Raw genomic sequence first — 18,018 nt, 5'->3', positions numbered from 1 at the left:
AAGTCCATGGATTTCATCATCGACCCGCCGAACGGCGTCTCCCCGCTCCAGATCGGCATGTCCTACGAGCAAGCCCTGGAAGCAATCTCCGCCTGGGGCGAACCGAGCGTGTCCGGCCCCTACGCCCACACCTCTACGGTGAAGATCCGGGTGGACCACCACAGCATGGACATCGTCGCCCATCTCGAAGACGCAGAAACCGTAACGGCCATCGAACTGTGGCGCTTCGAAAACGACGCTCCGGAAATTCGGGTCCTACTTGACGACGTCGACGTGTTCCGCACCCCGGCCCGAGAAGTACTGCGGCAACAGTCCGAACGAGGTCGCACCGTGGATGAATCCGACCCCGAGAGCCCGGAAATCCCCAACCTCACCCTCGCCTTCACCCGCGAAACCGGCCAGGACATCCCCCGGGAAAAAGATGGCCTTCCCTTGTATTTCACTTCCGTCCTTGTCGCAGGCGTGGACTACTTTTAGTCACCCAAGATCCTGATTGCGTTATCCACAGGGTGGCGGATTGACAGCTGAACGGTGGTGCAGGCGCGAGGAGTTGCGTCTTCAGACGGGCGAAGCAGTTTATCCTGGGTGAGGGCAGTTCAGTGATCTCCGGGCCCTGCGGGTCAGTGTCCAATCGGCGCAGCGATGGCGTCACGTGTGGGCCGAGGGCGGTCCGCGATCCTTGCGGTCGCAGGGCCCCGCACGCTGCCAGGGCTGAGTGAGAAACAGTTCGTGCAGTTGGAGAGGGAACTGGCCAAGGGATCGGCTGCGCACACTGGGAGGACCGGCGCTGGCCCCTGGGCCGGATAAAAACCGTGATCGGTCGCCCCTTTCACCCGATCCAGGGCGTTCGCGATTCGCTCGCGCAGTCGCGGGTACAGCAGCACATCCCAGAGCACACCGAAGACGGCTCCCACATCCAGCAGATGGCAGATCACCGGATACGGCCCAGGCAACCCCAACTCCTTGCCCCACAACCGCTCATCAAGCCGCCACCAAGCAGCACCGAAATCTTCTACACCCATACCAAACGGCTAACACCCACCACTGACAACGAGCCCTGATCCGGGGCTCTCCTCAAACAACAACCGGCCCACCCAGCTACCCTGATCAGGAATCCGAAGACCACCACCTGACTGCAAGGGCGTCACTGTGAACGAAAACCTCCTTGGTAAGGAAATCGCAAAGCCCAAATAACACCGCAGGTCAGGAAGGGTCGGCTCCGCGCGAGCGGAGGTGTCCCGGACACGCCCCCATGCTGACACAGATCCGACAGGTCGGCTCCGCGCGAGCGGAGGTGTCCCGGTCGCGGCCACCGTGCTGCCGGCTCCGGGTGAGTCGGCTCCGCGCGAGCGGAGGTGTCCCGCTCGCGTGGCTCGTGAATCTGGCCCGCCGCCGGTCGGCTCCGCGCGAGCGGAGGTGTCCCGGGTCTAGACGGGCGAGGGGAGCTTCTTCGCGAGTCGGCTCCGCGCGAGCGGAGGTGTCCCGGGTCTAGACGGGCGAGGGGAGCTTCTTCGCGAGTCGGCTCCGCGCGAGCGGAGGTGTCCCGGTAGCGGAGGTACGCACCCTGCGTCTCGTCGCGTCGGCTCCGCGCGAGCGGAGGTGTCCCGCGGTTCGCGACGGCTGAAGAGGTTCTGCGGCAGTCGGCTCCGCGCGAGCGGAGGTGTCCCGGTGAGGGTGCCGTGCTCAGTGCCGACGATGTGGTCGGCTCCGCGCGAGCGGAGGTGTCCCGCGGGTCCGGACCTGGGCGGGCCTCATGGGCGCGTCGGCTCCGCGCGAGCGGAGGTGTCCCGGCCCCTGGCCAGTGCTTCGCCCCCGTGCATGCGTCGGCTCCGCGCGAGCGGAGGTGTCCCGTCAGATAACCGAATAGCCGCCCGGCCGCGAAAGTCGGCTCCGCGCGAGCGGAGGTGTCCCGTCGTTCTCTACCCGCATAGACGGCGGTGTTGCGTCGGCTCCGCGCGAGCGGAGGTGTCCCGTCAGTGAAATCGGCCTCAACAGCCGCGATCGGGGCGGCTCCGTGCGAGCGGAGGTGTCCCGTCCTCCAGGTCGTAGTGCTGGGCTTCGGCGTAGTCGGCTCCGCGCGAGCGGAGGTGTCCCGCGCTACGACCACGAGGCGCTCTGCGACCTGCTGTCGGCTCCGCGCGAGCGGAGGTGTCCCAGCCGGCACCATCGTTCGGAACCGCACCTCGATGTCGGCTCCGCGCGAGCGGAAGTGTCCCGTCGTATGCGGTGCCAGCGGAAAGCTATAGAGCTTGGCCATCGTCGACTTCATGCAGCTCTTCGCCGTCTCCGGCTTCAGCCCGAACGAGACGGCAATGCCTGCGCTGGTCAGGCCGGACGACGCCACACCCAGGACGACGGTCTCACGAAGTGTCAAGGAGACAACGACTGGTGATGCGCGCGGTTCCGCGGGTCCTACTGATGCCGTAGAGAAGTATGCGCAGGATGCTGCGGGGCACGGGCATGGTGCTCATCCAGCGGATCCGAACGCGTTGACCTCTGGCGGGAACCGACGCTTGCGGTGCCGCTGTCGGCTGAATCTGACCTTCGTCGTTGACGCAAACACCTGTTGATCACGTCAACCCTTCTTGATCCTCTATATGGAAGTAACTGGTCATACAGAGGCCAGCATCAGCGTTCATACGCTTCAGGGGGATACATCTTGCTACGAGCCTTATTGCAGCACCGGTCACGTGCGGCCCTCGCCGTCGCGACCGTGACGGCCGCGCTCCTTCCTCTGGCCGTGCCGGCAACTGCGGGGGCAGAGACGGAATCTGGTGAGCTGACCGTCAGCTCGTCGGTCGTCCCGCTGGGTACCCCCGTACCTTCGCTCGCCGAGCTGCACGCAACACCGGCCCGAGCGACGGCTGTGCTTCCCGGCGAATACTCGGCGGGCCAGCCCAAGGGCGCACTGGAGATGGTGGGACCGGCAGCGAAGTTAGGAAAGCTGTCGGACCCGTCGGCACGGCCCAACCCGCCTTCGGCCGCTTCCTTGCGCGCCGGCAGCAGCACGCCGTATCCGGAACCGCCGCACACCATGACGGCGAAGGAATGCTTCGACAAACTCGACGGGACCGGTAAAGACTTTTACGTCAAGTCCCGCTTTGCGGTCTGCTCTGGTGCGGTGTTCACGCAGGTCTGGGCGCAGAACAAGAAGCCCGTGGGTGAGAGCAGGTTCGTGATCGTCGCGATGTCCACCATCGCCAAGAGCAGCCGTGCGATCGACGTTCACTACGACTACCTGCACCTCGATCAGACGGGGCGTACCGGGACGAGCGGCATGATGATCAGCCCCTCCGCCCGGTTCCTGGAGAAGTGGCCCGCTACGGCCACGATCAGGGAGTCGGGAAGCATCCCCGGGCCCCGAAGCTGGGCAGCTCTGAAGGCCGACCCAGCCCCCGACTTCACTCACACCCTGACCGCGGACACCGGAGTCGGCAGGGGGAAGGACGACGCGGTCTTCGCCGCCTATCAGCCCAAGGTCAACATCAAGTTCCCCGCGGGCTGGAGCGTGAGCGGTGCCCGCAGCGGCGAGCCCTTCTTCCTCGCTCCGCGCTGGGACAAGGCGCCCTACCTCCCGAAGAGCAAGGCGACGGGAGCGGCCGTGATGAGCTACTTGGCGGGCATTCCTTTCAGCACCAAGCAAGGGGCCAAGGAGAAGGAAGCCGCCGACCACATCAAGATGGCACTCACGAAGCCGGGGAAGACGCAGCCCAGCAACACCGCGAAGAGTCTTCCGGGGGCGGGGACGGACAGGCCGCTCAACCGGCTCTACTACGACGAAACCCGCCGGGATGACAACCGCGCCGAAGCCGTCAAGACCTGCAAGGCCCATTGGGGTAAGGACTACTCGCAGGGCAACAAGTACCAGTGCGACGAGTTCCCCTTCGCCACCACCTACCAGGGGGCCGCACAAGCTTTGCCGAAGTACGACCCTCAGGGCAAGGCGCCGAAGAAGAATTTCTCCGCAATGCCCATCACCACTGCGGACAACCTGTACGGCGGCAACATCTTGAGCAATTTCTACCGCCGGAACCGCATCATTGACGGCTCGGACGACGGGTTCTTCATCACCTTGTCCTAGCCAGTCACGCGACCTGAGGGAGGCCCGTGCATCGGGTCTCCCTCACGCGTCCACCGGCCAGAACTGCGCCAAATAGCGCTCCACGCCGTGAGGCACTTCCAACTGGGCTCGCTGTGCAACCTCTTCCCGCCCGCTGCAGGACAGGCGGACCTTCCACCTCCGGCCTGGCTCTCCCAACTCCACGCTATCCGCTACCGGCCCGCCAAAGGCCCAGAGGGAAAGCTCTCCCGTGGCCGAGAAGATCTCTGAATCGCCGCTAATATCCCAGGCCCCGTCGGCCTCGGGCGGCGGTTCCGCATCCCACACCTGAACGGTGAGCGAAGCGACGTGCGTGTGGCCGGCGCTCACGACATCGATCCGACCTTCGTGTGCGGTCAGGAATGAAGAATCGGCTTCGAAATCTTCCGGGTAGGGCACAGGAACGAAGTCATCGTCTGCTTCTTGGAAGCAGAAACTGAAGAACTCTGCGCGGATGGACAAGAATTGCTCTGCAGCGACCTGGGAAGCCATGCCCCTCCAACATGAGACCTTGCTCCACCCACACAGTAGCCCAGTCGACGGCACCGCCGGCCTCCGCGGGCGGGGCCTCAGTGAGCACCTGGTGAGTACAGGCCGTCGGGGACACCATCCGACTGCACGCTGCCGCCGGACGTCGGCGGGGTTGATCGAGGCCCGCATGCCGCACAGAGCAGATGTCGCATCCCTCGTCAGGCGGGGGTGTAGGTGAGTTCGGTGTCGGGACAGGCGGTGACGAGACCGCGGAGCGCGTCGCTTTCGATCTGGTCGATGGTCAGGGACCAGCGGAGTTTCGTGGAGATCCAGTCGGCGAGGTAGGTGCAGCGGGCTTCGGGGGCCGGCGGCATCCACTGGGCGGGGTCCTGATCTGCCTTGGAGCGGTTGGTTTTCGCGGTGACGGCGACCAGCGAGCGCGCGGAGTCTAGGTCGTTGGCGTACGCCTGGCGGCGGGCAGCGGTCCACTGGGAGGCGCCGGAGTCCCAGGCTTCGGCGAGCGGGACCATGTGGTCGATGTCGAGTTTCCTGGGGTCGGTGACGTGCTGCTGGTCGTAGTAGGAGAACCACTCCCCCGAGCGGATCTTGCATTTGGGCCCGATCTCGACGGGCATACGGGACTCGGCGATGAGGACTTCGGCGCGGGTGGTGCAGCCGTTGTGGTCGGCGTCGATCCAGTGCTTGAAGCTGGTGCGTTGGTATCCGTCCCGGGATTCGGCGGCTAGCGGCAGTTGGTCGACAGCCTCGTGCAGGTAGGTGGTGGTGTCGTCGGCGTGGGCAGGCGAGGCCGTGGTCAGCGGCAGCAGCGCGAGGGCAGCGCACGCGGCCGCCTGGAGGGTCTTCTTCAGCTTCAGCATGGGGTGTTGATATCGCGCGGCGGCTGGTGCACGGGGGCGTAACGAAGAGCGTCACCCGCGCGGGTGATTCGCCGACCGCAGCAGACGCAGTAGCGCCACTTCGGCGTCCGTCGTGGTGAGGATCGTCGGGCGCCGCGCCGGGCAGCGCGCCAGCGGCTGGTCCTCGGTCGCGATCACCCTGGAGCGGTGCATGGGGGCAGGGGGCGCGGCTCAGGCGTTTGAGGGGAGGCGCAGGGCGAGGGTCGTTGCGAGGTGCCTCGCCGCGTGGGCGCCGGCGCCGCCGGTCTCGGCGAAGTGCTGAAGCAGTTGTACGGCCGCTTGTGCCTCTCGGGCAGTGACGAGCGGCAGGCGCTCGTCGTCCAGGGCGGTGACATCGTCGATGAAGTCCAGCATCTGCGTGTCCAGGTCAGTCATGCCCTGGCAACAGCGCCGGGCATCGCCACGTCACGGCCCCTCCCACACCCTTGTGTGGGACGTGAGTGAGGCGTTTCCAGGACGTCAGGGGCCCCGACAAAAGTGGTGTGCACGGTGTGCACACCACAGGAACGATGCAAAGAGGTCCCGCACTCGACCGCAGGGGCCCGATCACGCGTACTTCCCGCATCCACGCCACCGTCCTGGCCACCGCCACCCTCGCCCTGAGCCTGACCGCCTGCGGCGACGGGGACACCGACGCGAAGAGCGACGCCGCCGGGCAGAGCCAGTCCGCCGCATCCGGCCAGGGCGCCAAGGGACATGCGAAGTCGGCCTCTGCGTCGGCCAGCACGAACGCCTCCGCGGACGAGAGCAGCGACTCGGCGGGCGTCGGGGAGTGCGTCGTCGACGAGCTACTGCTCACCGCGTCGTACGAGGGCTCCAAGCCGTGCACGGTCACCTCGTACCCGTCCGTCAAGATCGACGGCGAGGGCGCCACCTGGCCGCTGTCGAAGAAGGCGGAGGGCGGCGGCCAGCCGATCATGCTGAAGCCCGGCGGCAAGGTCTACAGCGCCGTCAACATCTTCGACTACCGCAAGGACAACAAGACCGGCCCCGGCCTCTCCGTCGCACTGCGCGACAACAACGGCCAGTGGCGGGCACCCCGGGGTGCCGGGCCGGCCGCCGGCGTCCCCGCCACGACGGGAGCAGGACCCGCGATACGGTTCAGCAGCCCTTGGTTATCGAGAGGACTCCCGCCTGGAAGATCTCTTTCCCCTTACCCCTCGGCGTCGACCAGCACTGACTGGCCACACCTACGCGCACACGCACCTTGAAGCGCTTGGAGCAGTGGTTGTTGTAGTAGATGGTGGTCGATGACATACCGTCGGTGAAGCTGTAGTTGGCCTTCTTACCCTTCGGCGACGAGCAGGAGAAGCTGTACCGCCCCCCGAGGATTTCCGCCCGGCCAGTGTCGGCCGCTGCGGCGGAAGTTGCGGCTACCGGGATCACGAGTGAAGCGATGGCGCAAGCAGCAAGCGCACGACGCATGGCAATTCCCCCTTCTTGCCTAACCCTTGTTCCATAAATGCTCTACGAAATCCTTGCTGACCAGCACGAACTGCGGCCCACGGCCCATCGCTGAGGCTCCCATGAACCCGCAATGGACTTCGATCACGTCAGCTCAGGAGTGGAGCTTCTTCGTTTTGCAGTTGTGGTACTTCCCTCCTTTGACGCGACATATTTTCAGCGTTACACTTTTCCCTCTCTTGACGTGTCCGGCCTTGCGAGTCTTCCCCTTCCCGCACACAAAGGCTTCGGCTGCCTCCTTGCCGTGGTTGGTGTTCCATATGACCGTACCCGTGACGCAAGAGCCGTCTGCCTTTCGATCCTTGGCTGTGACTATGCCCGAATTGGCATCAAAGTCAGCCTGGCCGTAGGAAGTCTTGATGTATCCACTGGTGCCAGCGAATGCCGGGGTGGCACTGGATGCCCCAACCAGCACAGCAGTGGCGCAAAATACGGCTGATGCTGCGTACAAACTGCGTCGCATGAAGACCCTTCTAATCGGAGTGCGCTGCCAGCAAGATACACACTCGCGCGTGTGTAGAGGTTAGGGGGCGAACGGCTCTCTGGTGCAGGGCCGATTCAGCCATTAAGCCCGGCGCCGCGATCGAATCAGCCACAGCGAGATCAGCCCCCGCCCAGAATTTTCGAGACAACCCTTAGTAGAGACAGACCTATGCCCGACGACGACAACGCCATGTCACCATCACGGCGCGAGACATCTACGGCGAATTGCGCACCCTGCCCATCGAAGTACAGCGGATTGGACAGATCATGGACAGCAACGCCTCCAGGCCGGACGACCACGAGACGCGGATCCGTGGCGTCAACAAATGGAAGTACGCCATCTCCGCGTCGGTCGTGACATCAATCGCTTCAGCCATCGTGGCTCTCGTGCAGATTGCCCGGAGCATCGCGAAGTCGGAGAACGGCTATCGCGAGGGCCGCAGCAACGGCCACCGGAACAACAAGCAGCGGTACAGTCCGGCGGTCCCGGGTCTGGTGGAGCGACGGCCAGCCGTGGTGTGCCATCTTCGTCTCGTGGGTCGCGATGAAGGCTGGCCTCACCGCTCTCTTCCCGCGAACGGTTTCTTGCGCAACAGGAGTCAGCTGGTTCCGGCAGCGCGGGCGCTTCAGTGAGCACCCGGTGATCGGCGGCCAGGTCTTCTACGGTGCGGGCGGCGGATCGCACACCGGCACGGGTGTACTCGAAGGTCGCCTGCTCCCCGCGGCTGGCGAGCCAGGCCGCGGCCGCTGACCGCACGTAGAGGTGGTCTGCGCTGTCCACGCCGCGGGCGCGGCGCCCGCACACGTGCGGCAGCCCGTCCGGATCGGGGTGGTGGGCGAAGTGGCAGGCCCTGTCGGTATAGAGCTTGGTGGTCAGCTGCCCGCCGCAGCCGCCGAGGAGGGTTCCGCACCAGAAGGTGTCGCTGTCGTAGCAGCGTCGGAAGGCATCCAGTTCGATCGCCTCCATCGGCAGCATCAACGGCTCGTCCGAATCCGCGCCGCCCAGCACCGCCGTCTGAATCCTCCGCCTGTCCGCCCGCACAAACTCCCCCATCCCGCCCCGCCACCGCATCGTTCCGTCAGCAGATTGATCGACCAGATCACCTTCGGCCGTGTTCATGCCCTGCACCGCAGTGACGCATCCGCCAACTTCACGATCTCCTCATCCCCGCGGCCCGCGCTCAGCTCGCGGCCCGGGCCGCGAGCCCCTGAGGCCAGCGGGGCGAGGTCGCCGCCTCGATCGACTTCTATCACCACGCTGCCTCTCCCCGGACGCCGCGGAGGTCTTCCGGAACCTGAGAATCCCCAGGGTCATCCTGGCCTGGGACCAGCAGGCAACTGCGTTGATCGGGAGTATTCACCCGCTCGGTTGACATGAGACTGTCGATCGTGGGAACCGCCCACCTCCAAGGAGGAGGCTGCTTGCGTGGCGAAGCCGTTACGGTGGCTGGCATGTTCTTCGTTCGAGAGGCGGCGCCCGGGGCGCCGATGAACTACCACCCCCTTGGTAAGGAAATGGCAAAGCCTGAATAACACTGCAGGTCAGGAAGGGTCGGCTCCGCGCGAGCGGAGGTGTCCCGCGGATCCTGGAGATCCTCAGCGACAGTGAACAGTCGGCTCCGCGCGAGCGGAGGTGTCCCGGAGAAGACCAGCCTCCTGGACGCGGCCACCGAGTCGGCTCCGCGCGAGCGGAGGTGTCCCGATGCCCCGGGCTACGGGACGGCTGAGCAGTGCGTCGGCTCCGCGCGAGCGGAGGTGTCCCGAAGGATCCGGACGACGGGCCCCGGCCCGACGAGTCGGCTCCGCGCGAGCGGAGGTGTCCCGGCTCCCGGTGTCATGCGGCGGCTCCTGTGGTGGTCGGCTCCGCGCGAGCGGAGGTGTCCCGGAACGGGCTCCGCGCGAGCGGCTGGTACCTGAGTCGGCTCCGCGCGAGCGGAGGTGTCCCGTTCGCGATCTCCTTCGGGCTCGTGACGATCCCGTCGGCTCCGCGCGAGCGGAGGTGTCCCGCCGAGGCCGGTGCCGTAGCAGACGCCGACGCCGTCGGCTCCGCGCGAGCGGAGGTGTCCCGGTGGGCGAGCCGACCGACGCCGAGGAATCGGGGTCGGCTCCGCGCGAGCGGAGGTGTCCCGCCGACCTTCCACGCCTCGCGCTGCTGCTCGGCGTCGGCTCCGCGCGAGCGGAGGTGTCCCGGTCTCGCGCGCGTCGTTCACCTCGTCATCCGTGTCGGCTCCGCGCGAGCGGAGGTGTCCCGAGTTCCACAGGGTTCTCCAGGGATACAGGGACGTCGGCTCCGCGCGAGCGGAGGTGTCCCGTCCCACGGGAGCCTGAGCGTGATGGCCGGCGCGTCGGCTCCGCGCGAGCGGAGGTGTCCCGCCCGCACACGCCCCCCTTCCCCCCGGCCGTGGTCGGCTCCGCGCGAGCGGAGGTGTCCCGGTTCCGGCGCAGTTCGTCAGGATGGTGGACTTGCCGACTCCGCGCGAGCGAAGGTGCCCCGTACCGGTTCGACGTCGATGACCCGTTCTGCCGGCCGACTCCGCACGAGCGGAGGTGTCCCGCTGCTGGTGGACGCGGTGGAGAGGTGGGCGGCGCCGACTCCGCGCGAGCGGAGGTGCCCCGATGGAGGCCGAGATGGACGAGGGGTACAGCTCGTCGACTCCGCGCGGGCGGAGGTGTCACGAGGTCGGCCACCGGTGGTAGATCGTCCAGCCGTCGCGCAGCATCGTGGGAACCGGTGTGCCATCCCTGGCCGGCCGAGCCGCACCACGCATACTCCTGGGAGCGCTGAAGGGCCGTTCACAAGCCGCTGGAGCCCTGCTGCTGCCCCTGGACGATGCGGTAGAACTCCCGGGCTACATACCGCTTCAGGCAGCGGATGATCTCACGCCGAGTTTTCCCTTCCGTAACCCTTCTCTCGTAATACTCCTGTGTACGCGGGTCAAAGCGGAGTCGAGTCAGCACAATGCGGTGAAGGGCGGAATTCGCCTGCCGATTTCCGCCACGGTTGAGCCGACGATGACATCTACTGCCGGAGGAGTATTCAACCGGGCTTGCCCCACACAAGGCGGAGAACGACGCTTCACCGCGCAAGCGGTCCGCATTATCCCCCATTGCAATCAACAACACGGCGGCGCTCTGCGGTCCGAACCCCACAGTGGCGATCAGTTGAGGGTAATGCTCCTCGATCAACTCGGACAGACGCTGTTGCAGTTCTCGGGCCTGCACGTTGAGCTGCTGGATTCGCTCAGCCAGTGTGCGCAACGTGAACCTCGTAGCCCGCAGTACAGGGTCCGTCCCTTCCGCCTCCTCGTCGAGGAGAGCACAAGCACGAATGAGAGCTTGGCGCTTCATGCCAGTCAGATCTTCCCGCAGCGCTGGATCAGCAGTGACCAGGACCGCTTTGAGCTGGTTAGTGGCCTGGGTGCGGGCTTTGACGGCGGAGTCCCTGGCCACGAGGTACATGCGCGCGCTCTCTGTCGGGCCGTTTCCAGACTTCGCTCGGGAGCGCGCACGGCCGCTGAGCACGGCGCGGGCGGCGGCTTCTGCATCGCCCTGGTCGGATGGGCTTCGTCGGCAACGAGCCGAACGCCCCGGTCCAGGTGCCTCGATGACGTCGATGCCTTGCGACAGCAGATACCGCGACAGGGCCGCACCATAGCTGCCGGATCCCTCTACTCCGGCACGCCGAACGAAACCTAACCGGGATGACCATTGCGCGAGTTGACGATAGCCGGAGGAGGTGGCCGAGAAGCTCTCGATAGCCAGAGTCTTCCCCGTCATCGAAATTACGGCAGCCACATGAAAATCTCGGTGTGTGTCAACCCCAAGGATCACCTCGTCTGCATCCTGAGGAGTATCCATAGGACGAATGGGGCTTGTTGCTTCGATTGTTCATCCACTCCCGTTGGTGGTTGCACATCAGCGCTACCGCTGGCCCGGATAAGTGGTCGCCGGTGAGATGGTGCAGATTTCACGCACGGCAGTCCTCTAGACACACTCACCCGGACCAGCGTCAGTACACACTGCCGAGCCCCGCGAACGACGTAGAATCGTCAGGACACTTTGGGTCAAAAATCTCAAGAGCCAGAACACGGCGCGACGGCAGTATCGCTGCCATCCTTTCCATCTCCAGATCAGCAGTACACCGTTCCCCCCTCCTCAAGGGAATATCCGTCGGAGCGCAACAGCACCCATGCGCCCCCAGGACCTTCGCCGCTAGGAAACTGCGCGCCGGCGCGCATCGCACGCCCCAGCCGCCGAAATGCGCCGTCTCGCCCCCAGCGCGCAGCTCCCCGAGCACAAGGAGTGGAAGCCTGCCGTATCGGCGGCGCGCTACCGGCCGCTGCTCCTGCTGCGGGCCCCCTCTGCGGCGTCCAACGGCTCCGCCTCCAGCAGGTCGGCCGCGTGGCAGTGCACCGCCACGCGCCTCTTGTCCGGGTCGTCAGGCAGACGGTAATTGGCGTGCCGCCCGGCAGTGCGGCGGCCTTGCTCAGGGACGGCGTGAACCCGACTTCCTTGAACGCCTCCAACGCCTGGGGGGGGCTGCCACAGGTCGCGCTGGGCAGCCGCTATCCGAAGATGCCACTTCACGGCAGGTTCCCCTCACCAGGCGCTGAGCCGCCCGGGAGCTCGCGACGGTACTCGCCTACTCCGGGGCGACCTGCGTGGTCGTTCAGCTCAGGGTGTGCTCGGGTAGGGGAACTCTCGGAACGCCTCAGCAAGCGTCATGAGGTACGGCGTGCCCGTACTCAGGATCATTCGGCACCTGGGTTCACGGTCGGGTGCGGGTCAAGCAAAGCTTCATGGGCCGCAAGTTGTTCGGGCGTTCCCACGAATGCCGGGCCGGCGTTGGCCGGCAACTTCGCGACGACCACGGCGATGGCGTCTTCTACGGTTGCGGCCGAGCCGACTGATTCGGTACGTAGCGGGCCTGAAACCCAGTAGCCACCGCCCTTGGCGGGCTGGATGTAGGGGATGTCCCATGTCCAGCTGGGTTCGGTGCAGCGGCTGAAGTGCAGTTCCCCCATGCCCGTCCAGGGGAAGAGCTGCCGAAGGCGAGGCTCCCGGCAGGCGGCGTCGATGAGATCGTCGCGGACTCGCCCGTCTCGGCGAACGGCCTGCCAGCCTGCTTCCGTGATCTCGTGGCCTGTGGAGGGATGGGCATGCGTGCCCTGATCATCGAAGGGCATGAGTGTCTTCCTCCTGGTGAGAGTGAGCCGCCCAGTAATTGACCTCGGCTGCGCAGGCGGCCCAGTCTCCAGCGGCGCGGCGAGGCTACCGAGCCGCGGCAGAACCCGAAGCGGAACCAGCAGCAGTCAGCCCTGCAGGCCGTGATACCTCGCCAGCGGCACCGCGCGCACCCGGAGAGGAGCCGCCCGCCCCAGCACGCAGGACAGGTCCCACCTCCGCATACAGGCCAGTCCGTACGCACACTGCCGTACCCATCACATAACGGAGCCCCACCGGATCACACCGGCAGGGCTCCGTCACCTAGCAAGCTCTCACGCAGATATCACGGACGGGACTGCGTACTACCGGATTCCCAGCTCTGACCAGGCACAAAACCCTCGTCCTGGACCTGCCGGACGCCTCTGGACACCCTTCGCCAGCATGTGCCATGTTGTCCCGAGCGAAGCGCCCAGGACGAGGACGGGGGCGTCGGCGGGGCCGTCGATGCGGTGCTGCAGGGTCTTCTCGCTCACCCGGCCACGCTACCCAGCCCTGACGCGATCCTGACACCCGGGTCAGGAACTCTGTGACGGAACCGGTGCACTCGCGCCCGGCCCGCCTCCCCTCTCACCGGAGCCCCTGTAACAGGGGACCGTGGCCTGGAAATGACGTGGAGGTGCGGAGCTTGGGGACATGCCGATCGGCCCCGGATGAGGGCCGCATTCGGCATCCGGCGGCGCGCACGCTGCCGGGTGATGCGCGAACGCGCGGCGCGGCGTTGGGACTTCCGACACAAGGAGCGTGGGTGTCTTCACGCAGGACCGGGTGTGCGCCGGCGGCCGTCGCTCTCGTCCGGAAGCCCCGAGGTGACGGTGCGGGAGCCCGGAGAGAAGCCGTGGTCGCACCCCGGGCTCCGTCCGCTCGGCCAGGCGCCGCCGGCAGGGCATGTCCGACGCCCGGCCCCGCCCCGGAATGATCCGCCGGACAGCCCCTGATCCAGGACGGGCTGGAGGTCCGTGCGGACAATCAGCGCGCCGGTCGGAATCTTTCCCTCGTCGCGAAGCCGACGTACTGGCGTGTTCGAGCAGCAGGGCCAGGCATCAAGATCAAGCCCTTCCGACGCATACCAGCGGCACCTACGGAATGGGCCTTCGCAGGCAATGCGCAGATCAGGGCGCGCCACGGGAAGCGCAGATCACGCCGGGGGCATCGTTGACATCTTGGACGGACTCTTTGCCAGCCTCTTCCTTATCGCTGACTGATTAGCATCAACTCGGGAGTGCGGATTGCCGATCCGCAACGCAGGGGGGATGTTCGCATGGTCTGGGCAATGCTTCGGTCTGGCGGCAGAGGGCACAAGGTGTCAGGTATGGCCAGCGCCCTTCTCACGGCCGGGTACCAGGCCGAGCGGAAATCCTCGCCTTCGCGGGCGCCCTCCCTCGCCTGATAGCTCCGCACAGCCGCCATGACCGTGTCCGCGCTCTCCAGCGCCGTATGACAGGCGTCTGCGGCCTCACCTGACACCTCTGCACCGCCCTCGCACCGCCCTCTCGGGCAGCACTTGCGCACGCGCCCAGGCCGGAATCCGGACACCGCCGACTCGGCGCATGGAGCTCGGACAGCCATATGACGCAGAAAGCGAAGGAAATATGGGAAGGCCAGAGACCCACGTAGATCCCTCCGAAGGCCCGCGGCAGCGTTTCGCCTACGAGTTGAGAGCGCTCAGGCGATCCGCGGGGAATCCGCCCTGCAGAGAGCCGGCCGACCGCGCCGAGTACTCCGGGACGACTCTGTCGAAAGCTGCCCGTGGCCTCGGTTTCCCCAGCTTCGCCGTGACGCTCGCCCCCGGACCCGTCGGAGTGGCCGGTGCCGCCGGTGTGGCCGGCCTGTCCGGCCACAAGCCGAAGACAGCGATGCTCAGCATGGTGGCCGGAACCTGCACAGCGTCCGGGTTCTGGCTCGGAAGGAGTCTCCAGAATGCGTGACCAGACGGCTCCCGGCCCCATCGAGGCCCAAGTCCCCCGCAGATCGACAGCGCGGTGGACGAGGACCATGCTGCGTGATCTCAGGTACTGGACGGCCCGCCGGCCGCTGCGGGTTCCCGAGGGCCGGCAGCACATCCTCCATTCCTCGAGCGCGCGGATGACCATCCTGGCCTTCACCGGAACCGATGTGCTCGTCGCGCTGCTCATCGACGCGAAGCTTCCTCCTGCCGGCCGGGCGGTCCACATCCTGTGGGTCGTGTTCTCCCTGACGCTGTCACTGGGGATCTGCGCGATGACTGCCCGGGCACCTCACCTGCTCGACGACAACTCCTTGCATCTGCGGACCGGCCCCTTCCGCGCGCTGACGCTTCCCCTGGCAGCGGTCAGCAAGGTGAGCGTCGCCCACCGGTACATCCCCGGGCACGGACTGCGCCGTGTACCGGACTCGGCAGAGGAGGTGGCGTGCTCCGTCGGCGGCGCGACCCACCTCGTCATCGAACTCAGGCAGCCGGTACTGGTGCGTGTACGCAAGGGCGAGCCCGTGCTCGCGAAGCGGGTCTGTCTCGCCGCCGATGAACCGTCACAGGCGACGCGCCTGATCAGCCAGTCGATCAACAGAGACGCGCAGTCATGACCGACGGGCCCGTGGGCACTCTCGACCAGGTCCGTGAAGTGCAAAACATCCTCGCCCATACCGGGCTCGGACCTCTCGCAGGTACAGCCGATCTCCGACGGCTTCCGAGCCGCAATCGCAACTGGATCTGCACCACTGACAGCGGAACGCGTGTCTTCGTCAAGAAGCTGGAGGTGATGACGGCGCAGCGTCGGCTGCTGGGCCGGGAAAGCGGGAGGCCGAAACGGTGGCAGCTCACTGCGACCTGAGGCTGGACCAGTTCCTGGTCGCCGACGACGGCACGGTCCACCTCACGGACCTCGAGGAGTTCCGGGCGGAATGTCGCCTGCGGCATTGGGACTTCAGCGATGGGTCGCGATCACGCTGGGGCTGCGGTGGCGTTGGTGGTGGCTCGCTTGAGGTCGGGCCTGGCACGTGGCGGCTGCACTACGGGGAGGACGCAGGGCCCTCCTGGTCTGTGGCTGAGCGCGCGAGTTGACCCGAGAGTTGCCAAGGTTGGTGCCGTAGCCGGCCAGCAAGACATGGCGACCTGCTTCACCTGCGGTTTCGCCGATCCGGGGACTGGATTCCTGGCTTCTTGGCCGGCGTTGCGAGGAGACTGTGCGCATGCAGCTCCCCGCCGACGCCGTTGCCGCGACCGCGCTGATCGAGGTCGTGCGGATTTCCGGCGTCCCGACCGAACGGGGTACCCCTTACCCCGGGAGGACTATTGCCCTCTGGACCGGGAACGAGGCCGCCGATGCCTTGTCGCTGATCGGGAGCCTGCCCGGCAGCGAACAGCATCGCTGCGGCTTTTCTCCGGGGTGGAGTGTCCGCGCATACGGGGACTCCCTTGAGCTGGCCCTGTTCGAAGCGGCGTTCTGCTTCCGCTGCCACGAGGTCCGTATGCACGGGACGGCTGTACCTCCCGCCCTGGCCACGCAGTTCTTCGACGCGGACACCGCGCCCGCTCAGTCCCTCCTCACCCTGTTCCGCACGGCGACACCCTGAAAGCCCCGGGAGGCCCGACCGGTCCGGCTTCAACTGCCGGGCTGACCGCCGGCGGCCTGGTCCAGGAGATAGGGCCGTTGTTGCGGACGTTGTTGACGGCGGTGGAGACCGCTCGGTCCAGGTGTCCTGCCGCGTAGGAGACGAGCAGGGCGCGGAGTTCGCCCGGGTCCTGGTGGGCGGGTCGAGCCAGGCGCTCCAGCCGTCGGGGGCGATGGCCAGGGGCATGCGGGGGTGGATGCGTCCGGCGGCCCCGGCGACCCCGGCGGTGATGATCTCCAGCGCCGAGCGGACCGCCTGCTGCGGCCCACGGCAGGCGGTGGGCCGATCGCCGCCTCACCCTCCATACTGACCACCGCGTCGAACCCGTCGGCGCGAAGGGGGTTTCGGCGTGGGTGCGAACAGCAGCGGCGGCCGTGCGGCACCGCAGCGGCCGCCCGGTTATGTCTTCCGGCCGTACCGGGGCCGGGCGGACCACGGCGCGATGGCCGCCGTGCGGCGGGGATGCGCCGCACGGGACGGCGTCGATCCCGGCTCGGTGGTGGAGGGGCTCCCGACGGCGATCGAGATCGCGGAGTCGTGCGCCGCGCTGGACGATCCGTCCGCGGATCAGATCCTGGTGGAGAACGGCGGCGTCGTCGTCGGCTATGTGACGGTCAGGTGGTGGCAGGAGCGGGACGGAACCCGGCTGTACCTGCACCGCGGCCATCTGCTGCCCGAGCACCGCGGCCGGGGCGTCGGCACGGCCATGCTCGCCTGGGCCGAGAGCCGCATCCGCCGGCTCGTGCGGCAGCAGGGAACCGCGCGCACCGCGGTGTTCGGCGCGAACGCCATGGCCTGCGAGGAGGAAGCGACGGCGCTGCTGCTCGACGGCGGCTACCGGCGGGTCTTCAGCCTGGTGGAACTGCAACTGGCCGACCTCCGGCGGCTGCCCGAGGCCGGGCGGTGGCCGGACGGCGTCCGCATCGGCGCCGTCGAGCCGGACAGCTACCGCGCGGCCTGGAGAACCGTCGTCGACTCGTACGCGGATGCGGCCTTCACCCCGGAGTGGACGTTCGACAGGTTCGTCGCCACGGCCGACCCGGCCTGCTGGCGGGCCGCCTGGGACGGGGAGCAGATGGCGGGTGTCGCGCTGTGTTCCGTCCGCCGGCCGGACCCCACCGTGGGCGAGGTGGAAGAACTCAGCGTGCGGGCGGGGTCGAGGCGCAGGGGGATCGGGCGGACCCTGCTGCTGGACGGGTTGCGCCGCCTGCGCGAGCACGGCGCGGTCACCGCCCGGCTGTACACCGGCACGGCGAACCCGCACCGCTCCTACGACCTGTACGAGAGCGTGGGGTTCCGGCGGAGGAACGAGTACGTGCGCTATCGCAAGCCGTTCGACGGCTGACGGGGCGGGGCCGGGCCGTCCCGGGTCCCGCACGGACCGGGACCTCTGGGCCTGCCCGCGACCCCGGGCGCGATGCAGTCGTGGGCCGCGGTCTCCGGTGGAATTCACCGGCCGGCGCGGGTACGCCGATCAGCGTCAGCCTGCCGAGGGCGCCCGCGGTGAAGGAGGCGCGCAGCCCCGGGGAGAGCGGTCCTCCGCTGCCCGGGCCCAGCAGGCCGGCCCCTCGCAGAGCACCGGAGGCGCGTCGCCCGGCCTGGCCCGGCCTGCCGGCGCGGATCCGGGCGGTGGGATGCGCGGCGCGCCGCCGGCCAGGGCGGCAGGCCGCTCCGCCCCCCCCCGGGACGCCACAGGCGCCCGTCCCGCGCGGCGGAACACCACACCCCGACGGACGGACGGTAACCATCACCGGACTCACAGCCACCCCC

At 67.3% G+C, this 18,018-nt stretch carries 15 protein-coding genes, 4 pseudogenes and 2 CRISPR repeat arrays; of the genes and pseudogenes, 10 read left to right on the top strand and 9 right to left on the bottom strand.

Translation table 11 applies throughout. The features are described from left to right. Window positions 1–6 precede the first annotated feature (6 nt). Together ABT345_RS16685 and ABT345_RS33250 are read left to right on the top strand one after the other, a co-directional pair. A complete protein-coding gene (locus ABT345_RS16685) occupies window positions 7–477 on the top strand; it encodes a hypothetical protein (protein ID WP_345092938.1) in 471 nt (156 codons plus the stop codon). A 16-nt stretch (window positions 478–493) separates the two neighbouring features. Beyond that, window positions 494–861: pseudogene (locus ABT345_RS33250) on the top strand (IS630 family transposase); the annotation flags it as partial. 32 nt (window positions 862–893) lie between these two features. On the opposite strand, the pseudogene ABT345_RS33245 reads toward ABT345_RS33250, so the two are convergent. Further along, window positions 894–1,022, bottom strand: a pseudogene (locus ABT345_RS33245) (hypothetical protein); the annotation flags it as partial. Window positions 1,023–1,212: 190 nt separating this feature from the next. Next, window positions 1,213–2,217: direct repeats of the CRISPR family, unit length 29 nt; unit sequence GTCGGCTCCGCGCGAGCGGAGGTGTCCCG. A 496-nt stretch (window positions 2,218–2,713) separates the two neighbouring features. On the opposite strand from ABT345_RS33245, the gene ABT345_RS16675 reads away from it, so the two are divergent. Further along, the gene (locus tag ABT345_RS16675; protein ID WP_345092943.1) at window positions 2,714–4,081 is read left to right on the top strand and encodes a NucA/NucB deoxyribonuclease domain-containing protein; all 1,368 of its coding nucleotides are present in this window, start codon (window positions 2,714–2,716) and stop codon (window positions 4,079–4,081) included. 42 nt (window positions 4,082–4,123) lie between these two features. On the opposite strand, the gene ABT345_RS16670 is transcribed toward ABT345_RS16675, so the two are convergent. The 4 genes from ABT345_RS16670 to ABT345_RS16655 all read right to left on the bottom strand — a co-directional run bounded on the left by ABT345_RS16670 (window position 4,124) and on the right by ABT345_RS16655 (window position 5,862). Then, on the bottom strand, window positions 4,124–4,591 hold the full coding sequence (locus ABT345_RS16670; protein ID WP_345092946.1) for a hypothetical protein: 468 nt from the start codon (window positions 4,589–4,591) through the stop codon (window positions 4,124–4,126). 197 nt (window positions 4,592–4,788) lie between these two features. Next, the gene (locus ABT345_RS16665; RefSeq protein WP_345092949.1) at window positions 4,789–5,448 is read right to left on the bottom strand and encodes an HNH endonuclease family protein; all 660 of its coding nucleotides are present in this window, start codon (window positions 5,446–5,448) and stop codon (window positions 4,789–4,791) included. 51 nt (window positions 5,449–5,499) lie between these two features. Next, the gene (locus ABT345_RS16660) at window positions 5,500–5,640 is read right to left on the bottom strand and encodes a hypothetical protein (RefSeq protein ID WP_345092952.1); all 141 of its coding nucleotides are present in this window, start codon (window positions 5,638–5,640) and stop codon (window positions 5,500–5,502) included. Between the two features lie 18 nt (window positions 5,641–5,658). Continuing rightward, a complete protein-coding gene (locus tag ABT345_RS16655; RefSeq protein WP_345092955.1) occupies window positions 5,659–5,862 on the bottom strand; it encodes a hypothetical protein in 204 nt (67 codons plus the stop codon). Window positions 5,863–5,996: 134 nt separating this feature from the next. Between ABT345_RS16655 and ABT345_RS16650 the strand changes: the two genes are divergently transcribed. The 3 genes from ABT345_RS16650 (at window position 5,997) to ABT345_RS16640 (ending at window position 8,067) form a co-directional block, all read left to right on the top strand. Further along, the gene (locus ABT345_RS16650; RefSeq protein ID WP_345092958.1) at window positions 5,997–6,698 is read left to right on the top strand and encodes a DUF4232 domain-containing protein; all 702 of its coding nucleotides are present in this window, start codon (window positions 5,997–5,999) and stop codon (window positions 6,696–6,698) included. 326 nt (window positions 6,699–7,024) lie between these two features. Next, window positions 7,025–7,390, top strand: a complete 366-nt coding sequence (locus tag ABT345_RS16645) for a hypothetical protein (RefSeq protein WP_345092961.1) — start codon at window positions 7,025–7,027, stop codon at window positions 7,388–7,390. 311 nt (window positions 7,391–7,701) lie between these two features. Then, window positions 7,702–8,067 carry a hypothetical protein gene (locus ABT345_RS16640; protein WP_345092975.1) on the top strand — a complete coding sequence of 122 codons (366 nt, stop codon included), beginning with the start codon at window positions 7,702–7,704 and terminating at the stop codon, window positions 8,065–8,067. Window positions 8,068–8,985: 918 nt separating this feature from the next. Beyond that, a CRISPR array of direct repeats spans window positions 8,986–10,111; the repeat unit is 29 nt; unit sequence GTCGGCTCCGCGCGAGCGGAGGTGTCCCG. A 116-nt stretch (window positions 10,112–10,227) separates the two neighbouring features. Here the strand turns inward: ABT345_RS16640 and ABT345_RS16630 are convergent. The 3 genes and pseudogenes from ABT345_RS16630 to ABT345_RS16620 form a co-directional block, all read right to left on the bottom strand. After that, complete coding sequence (locus ABT345_RS16630) at window positions 10,228–11,292, bottom strand: IS110 family RNA-guided transposase (RefSeq protein WP_345092964.1); 1,065 nt, start codon at window positions 11,290–11,292, stop codon at window positions 10,228–10,230. Window positions 11,293–12,185: 893 nt separating this feature from the next. Further along, window positions 12,186–12,620 carry a DUF6193 family natural product biosynthesis protein gene (locus ABT345_RS16625; protein WP_351322542.1) on the bottom strand — a complete coding sequence of 145 codons (435 nt, stop codon included), beginning with the start codon at window positions 12,618–12,620 and terminating at the stop codon, window positions 12,186–12,188. Window positions 12,621–13,040: 420 nt separating this feature from the next. Beyond that, a pseudogene (locus ABT345_RS16620) lies at window positions 13,041–13,133 on the bottom strand (3-oxoadipate enol-lactone hydrolase); the annotation flags it as partial. Window positions 13,134–14,652: 1,519 nt separating this feature from the next. Here ABT345_RS16620 and ABT345_RS16615 point away from each other — a divergent pair. The 3 genes from ABT345_RS16615 (at window position 14,653) to ABT345_RS16605 (ending at window position 16,209) form a co-directional block, all read left to right on the top strand. Then, window positions 14,653–15,219 carry a hypothetical protein gene (locus tag ABT345_RS16615; RefSeq protein ID WP_345092684.1) on the top strand — a complete coding sequence of 189 codons (567 nt, stop codon included), beginning with the start codon at window positions 14,653–14,655 and terminating at the stop codon, window positions 15,217–15,219. An 11-nt stretch (window positions 15,220–15,230) separates the two neighbouring features. Further along, window positions 15,231–15,467 (top strand): hypothetical protein, encoded by a 237-nt coding sequence (locus tag ABT345_RS16610; protein WP_345092687.1) that lies wholly within the window; start codon window positions 15,231–15,233, stop codon window positions 15,465–15,467. Between the two features lie 358 nt (window positions 15,468–15,825). Continuing rightward, window positions 15,826–16,209, top strand: a complete 384-nt coding sequence (locus tag ABT345_RS16605) for a hypothetical protein (protein ID WP_345092690.1) — start codon at window positions 15,826–15,828, stop codon at window positions 16,207–16,209. Here ABT345_RS16605 and ABT345_RS16600 read toward each other — a convergent pair. Continuing rightward, window positions 16,181–16,482: pseudogene (locus tag ABT345_RS16600) on the bottom strand (SOS response-associated peptidase family protein); the annotation flags it as partial. The gene ABT345_RS16605 and the pseudogene ABT345_RS16600 sit on opposite strands and share 29 nt — an antisense overlap. A gap of 115 nt (window positions 16,483–16,597) precedes the next feature. On the opposite strand from ABT345_RS16600, the gene ABT345_RS16595 reads away from it, so the two are divergent. After that, a complete protein-coding gene (locus ABT345_RS16595; protein ID WP_345092692.1) occupies window positions 16,598–17,593 on the top strand; it encodes a GNAT family N-acetyltransferase in 996 nt (331 codons plus the stop codon). The last annotated feature ends 425 nt before the right edge of the window (window positions 17,594–18,018 follow it).

The organism is Streptomyces sp. NPDC000404, from assembly GCF_040300365.1.
GTDB lineage: Bacteria > Actinomycetota > Actinomycetes > Streptomycetales > Streptomycetaceae > Streptomyces > Streptomyces ramulosus.
Note: the sequence above shows the minus strand (reverse complement) of the source record. Positions and strands in the feature narration are given on the sequence as shown.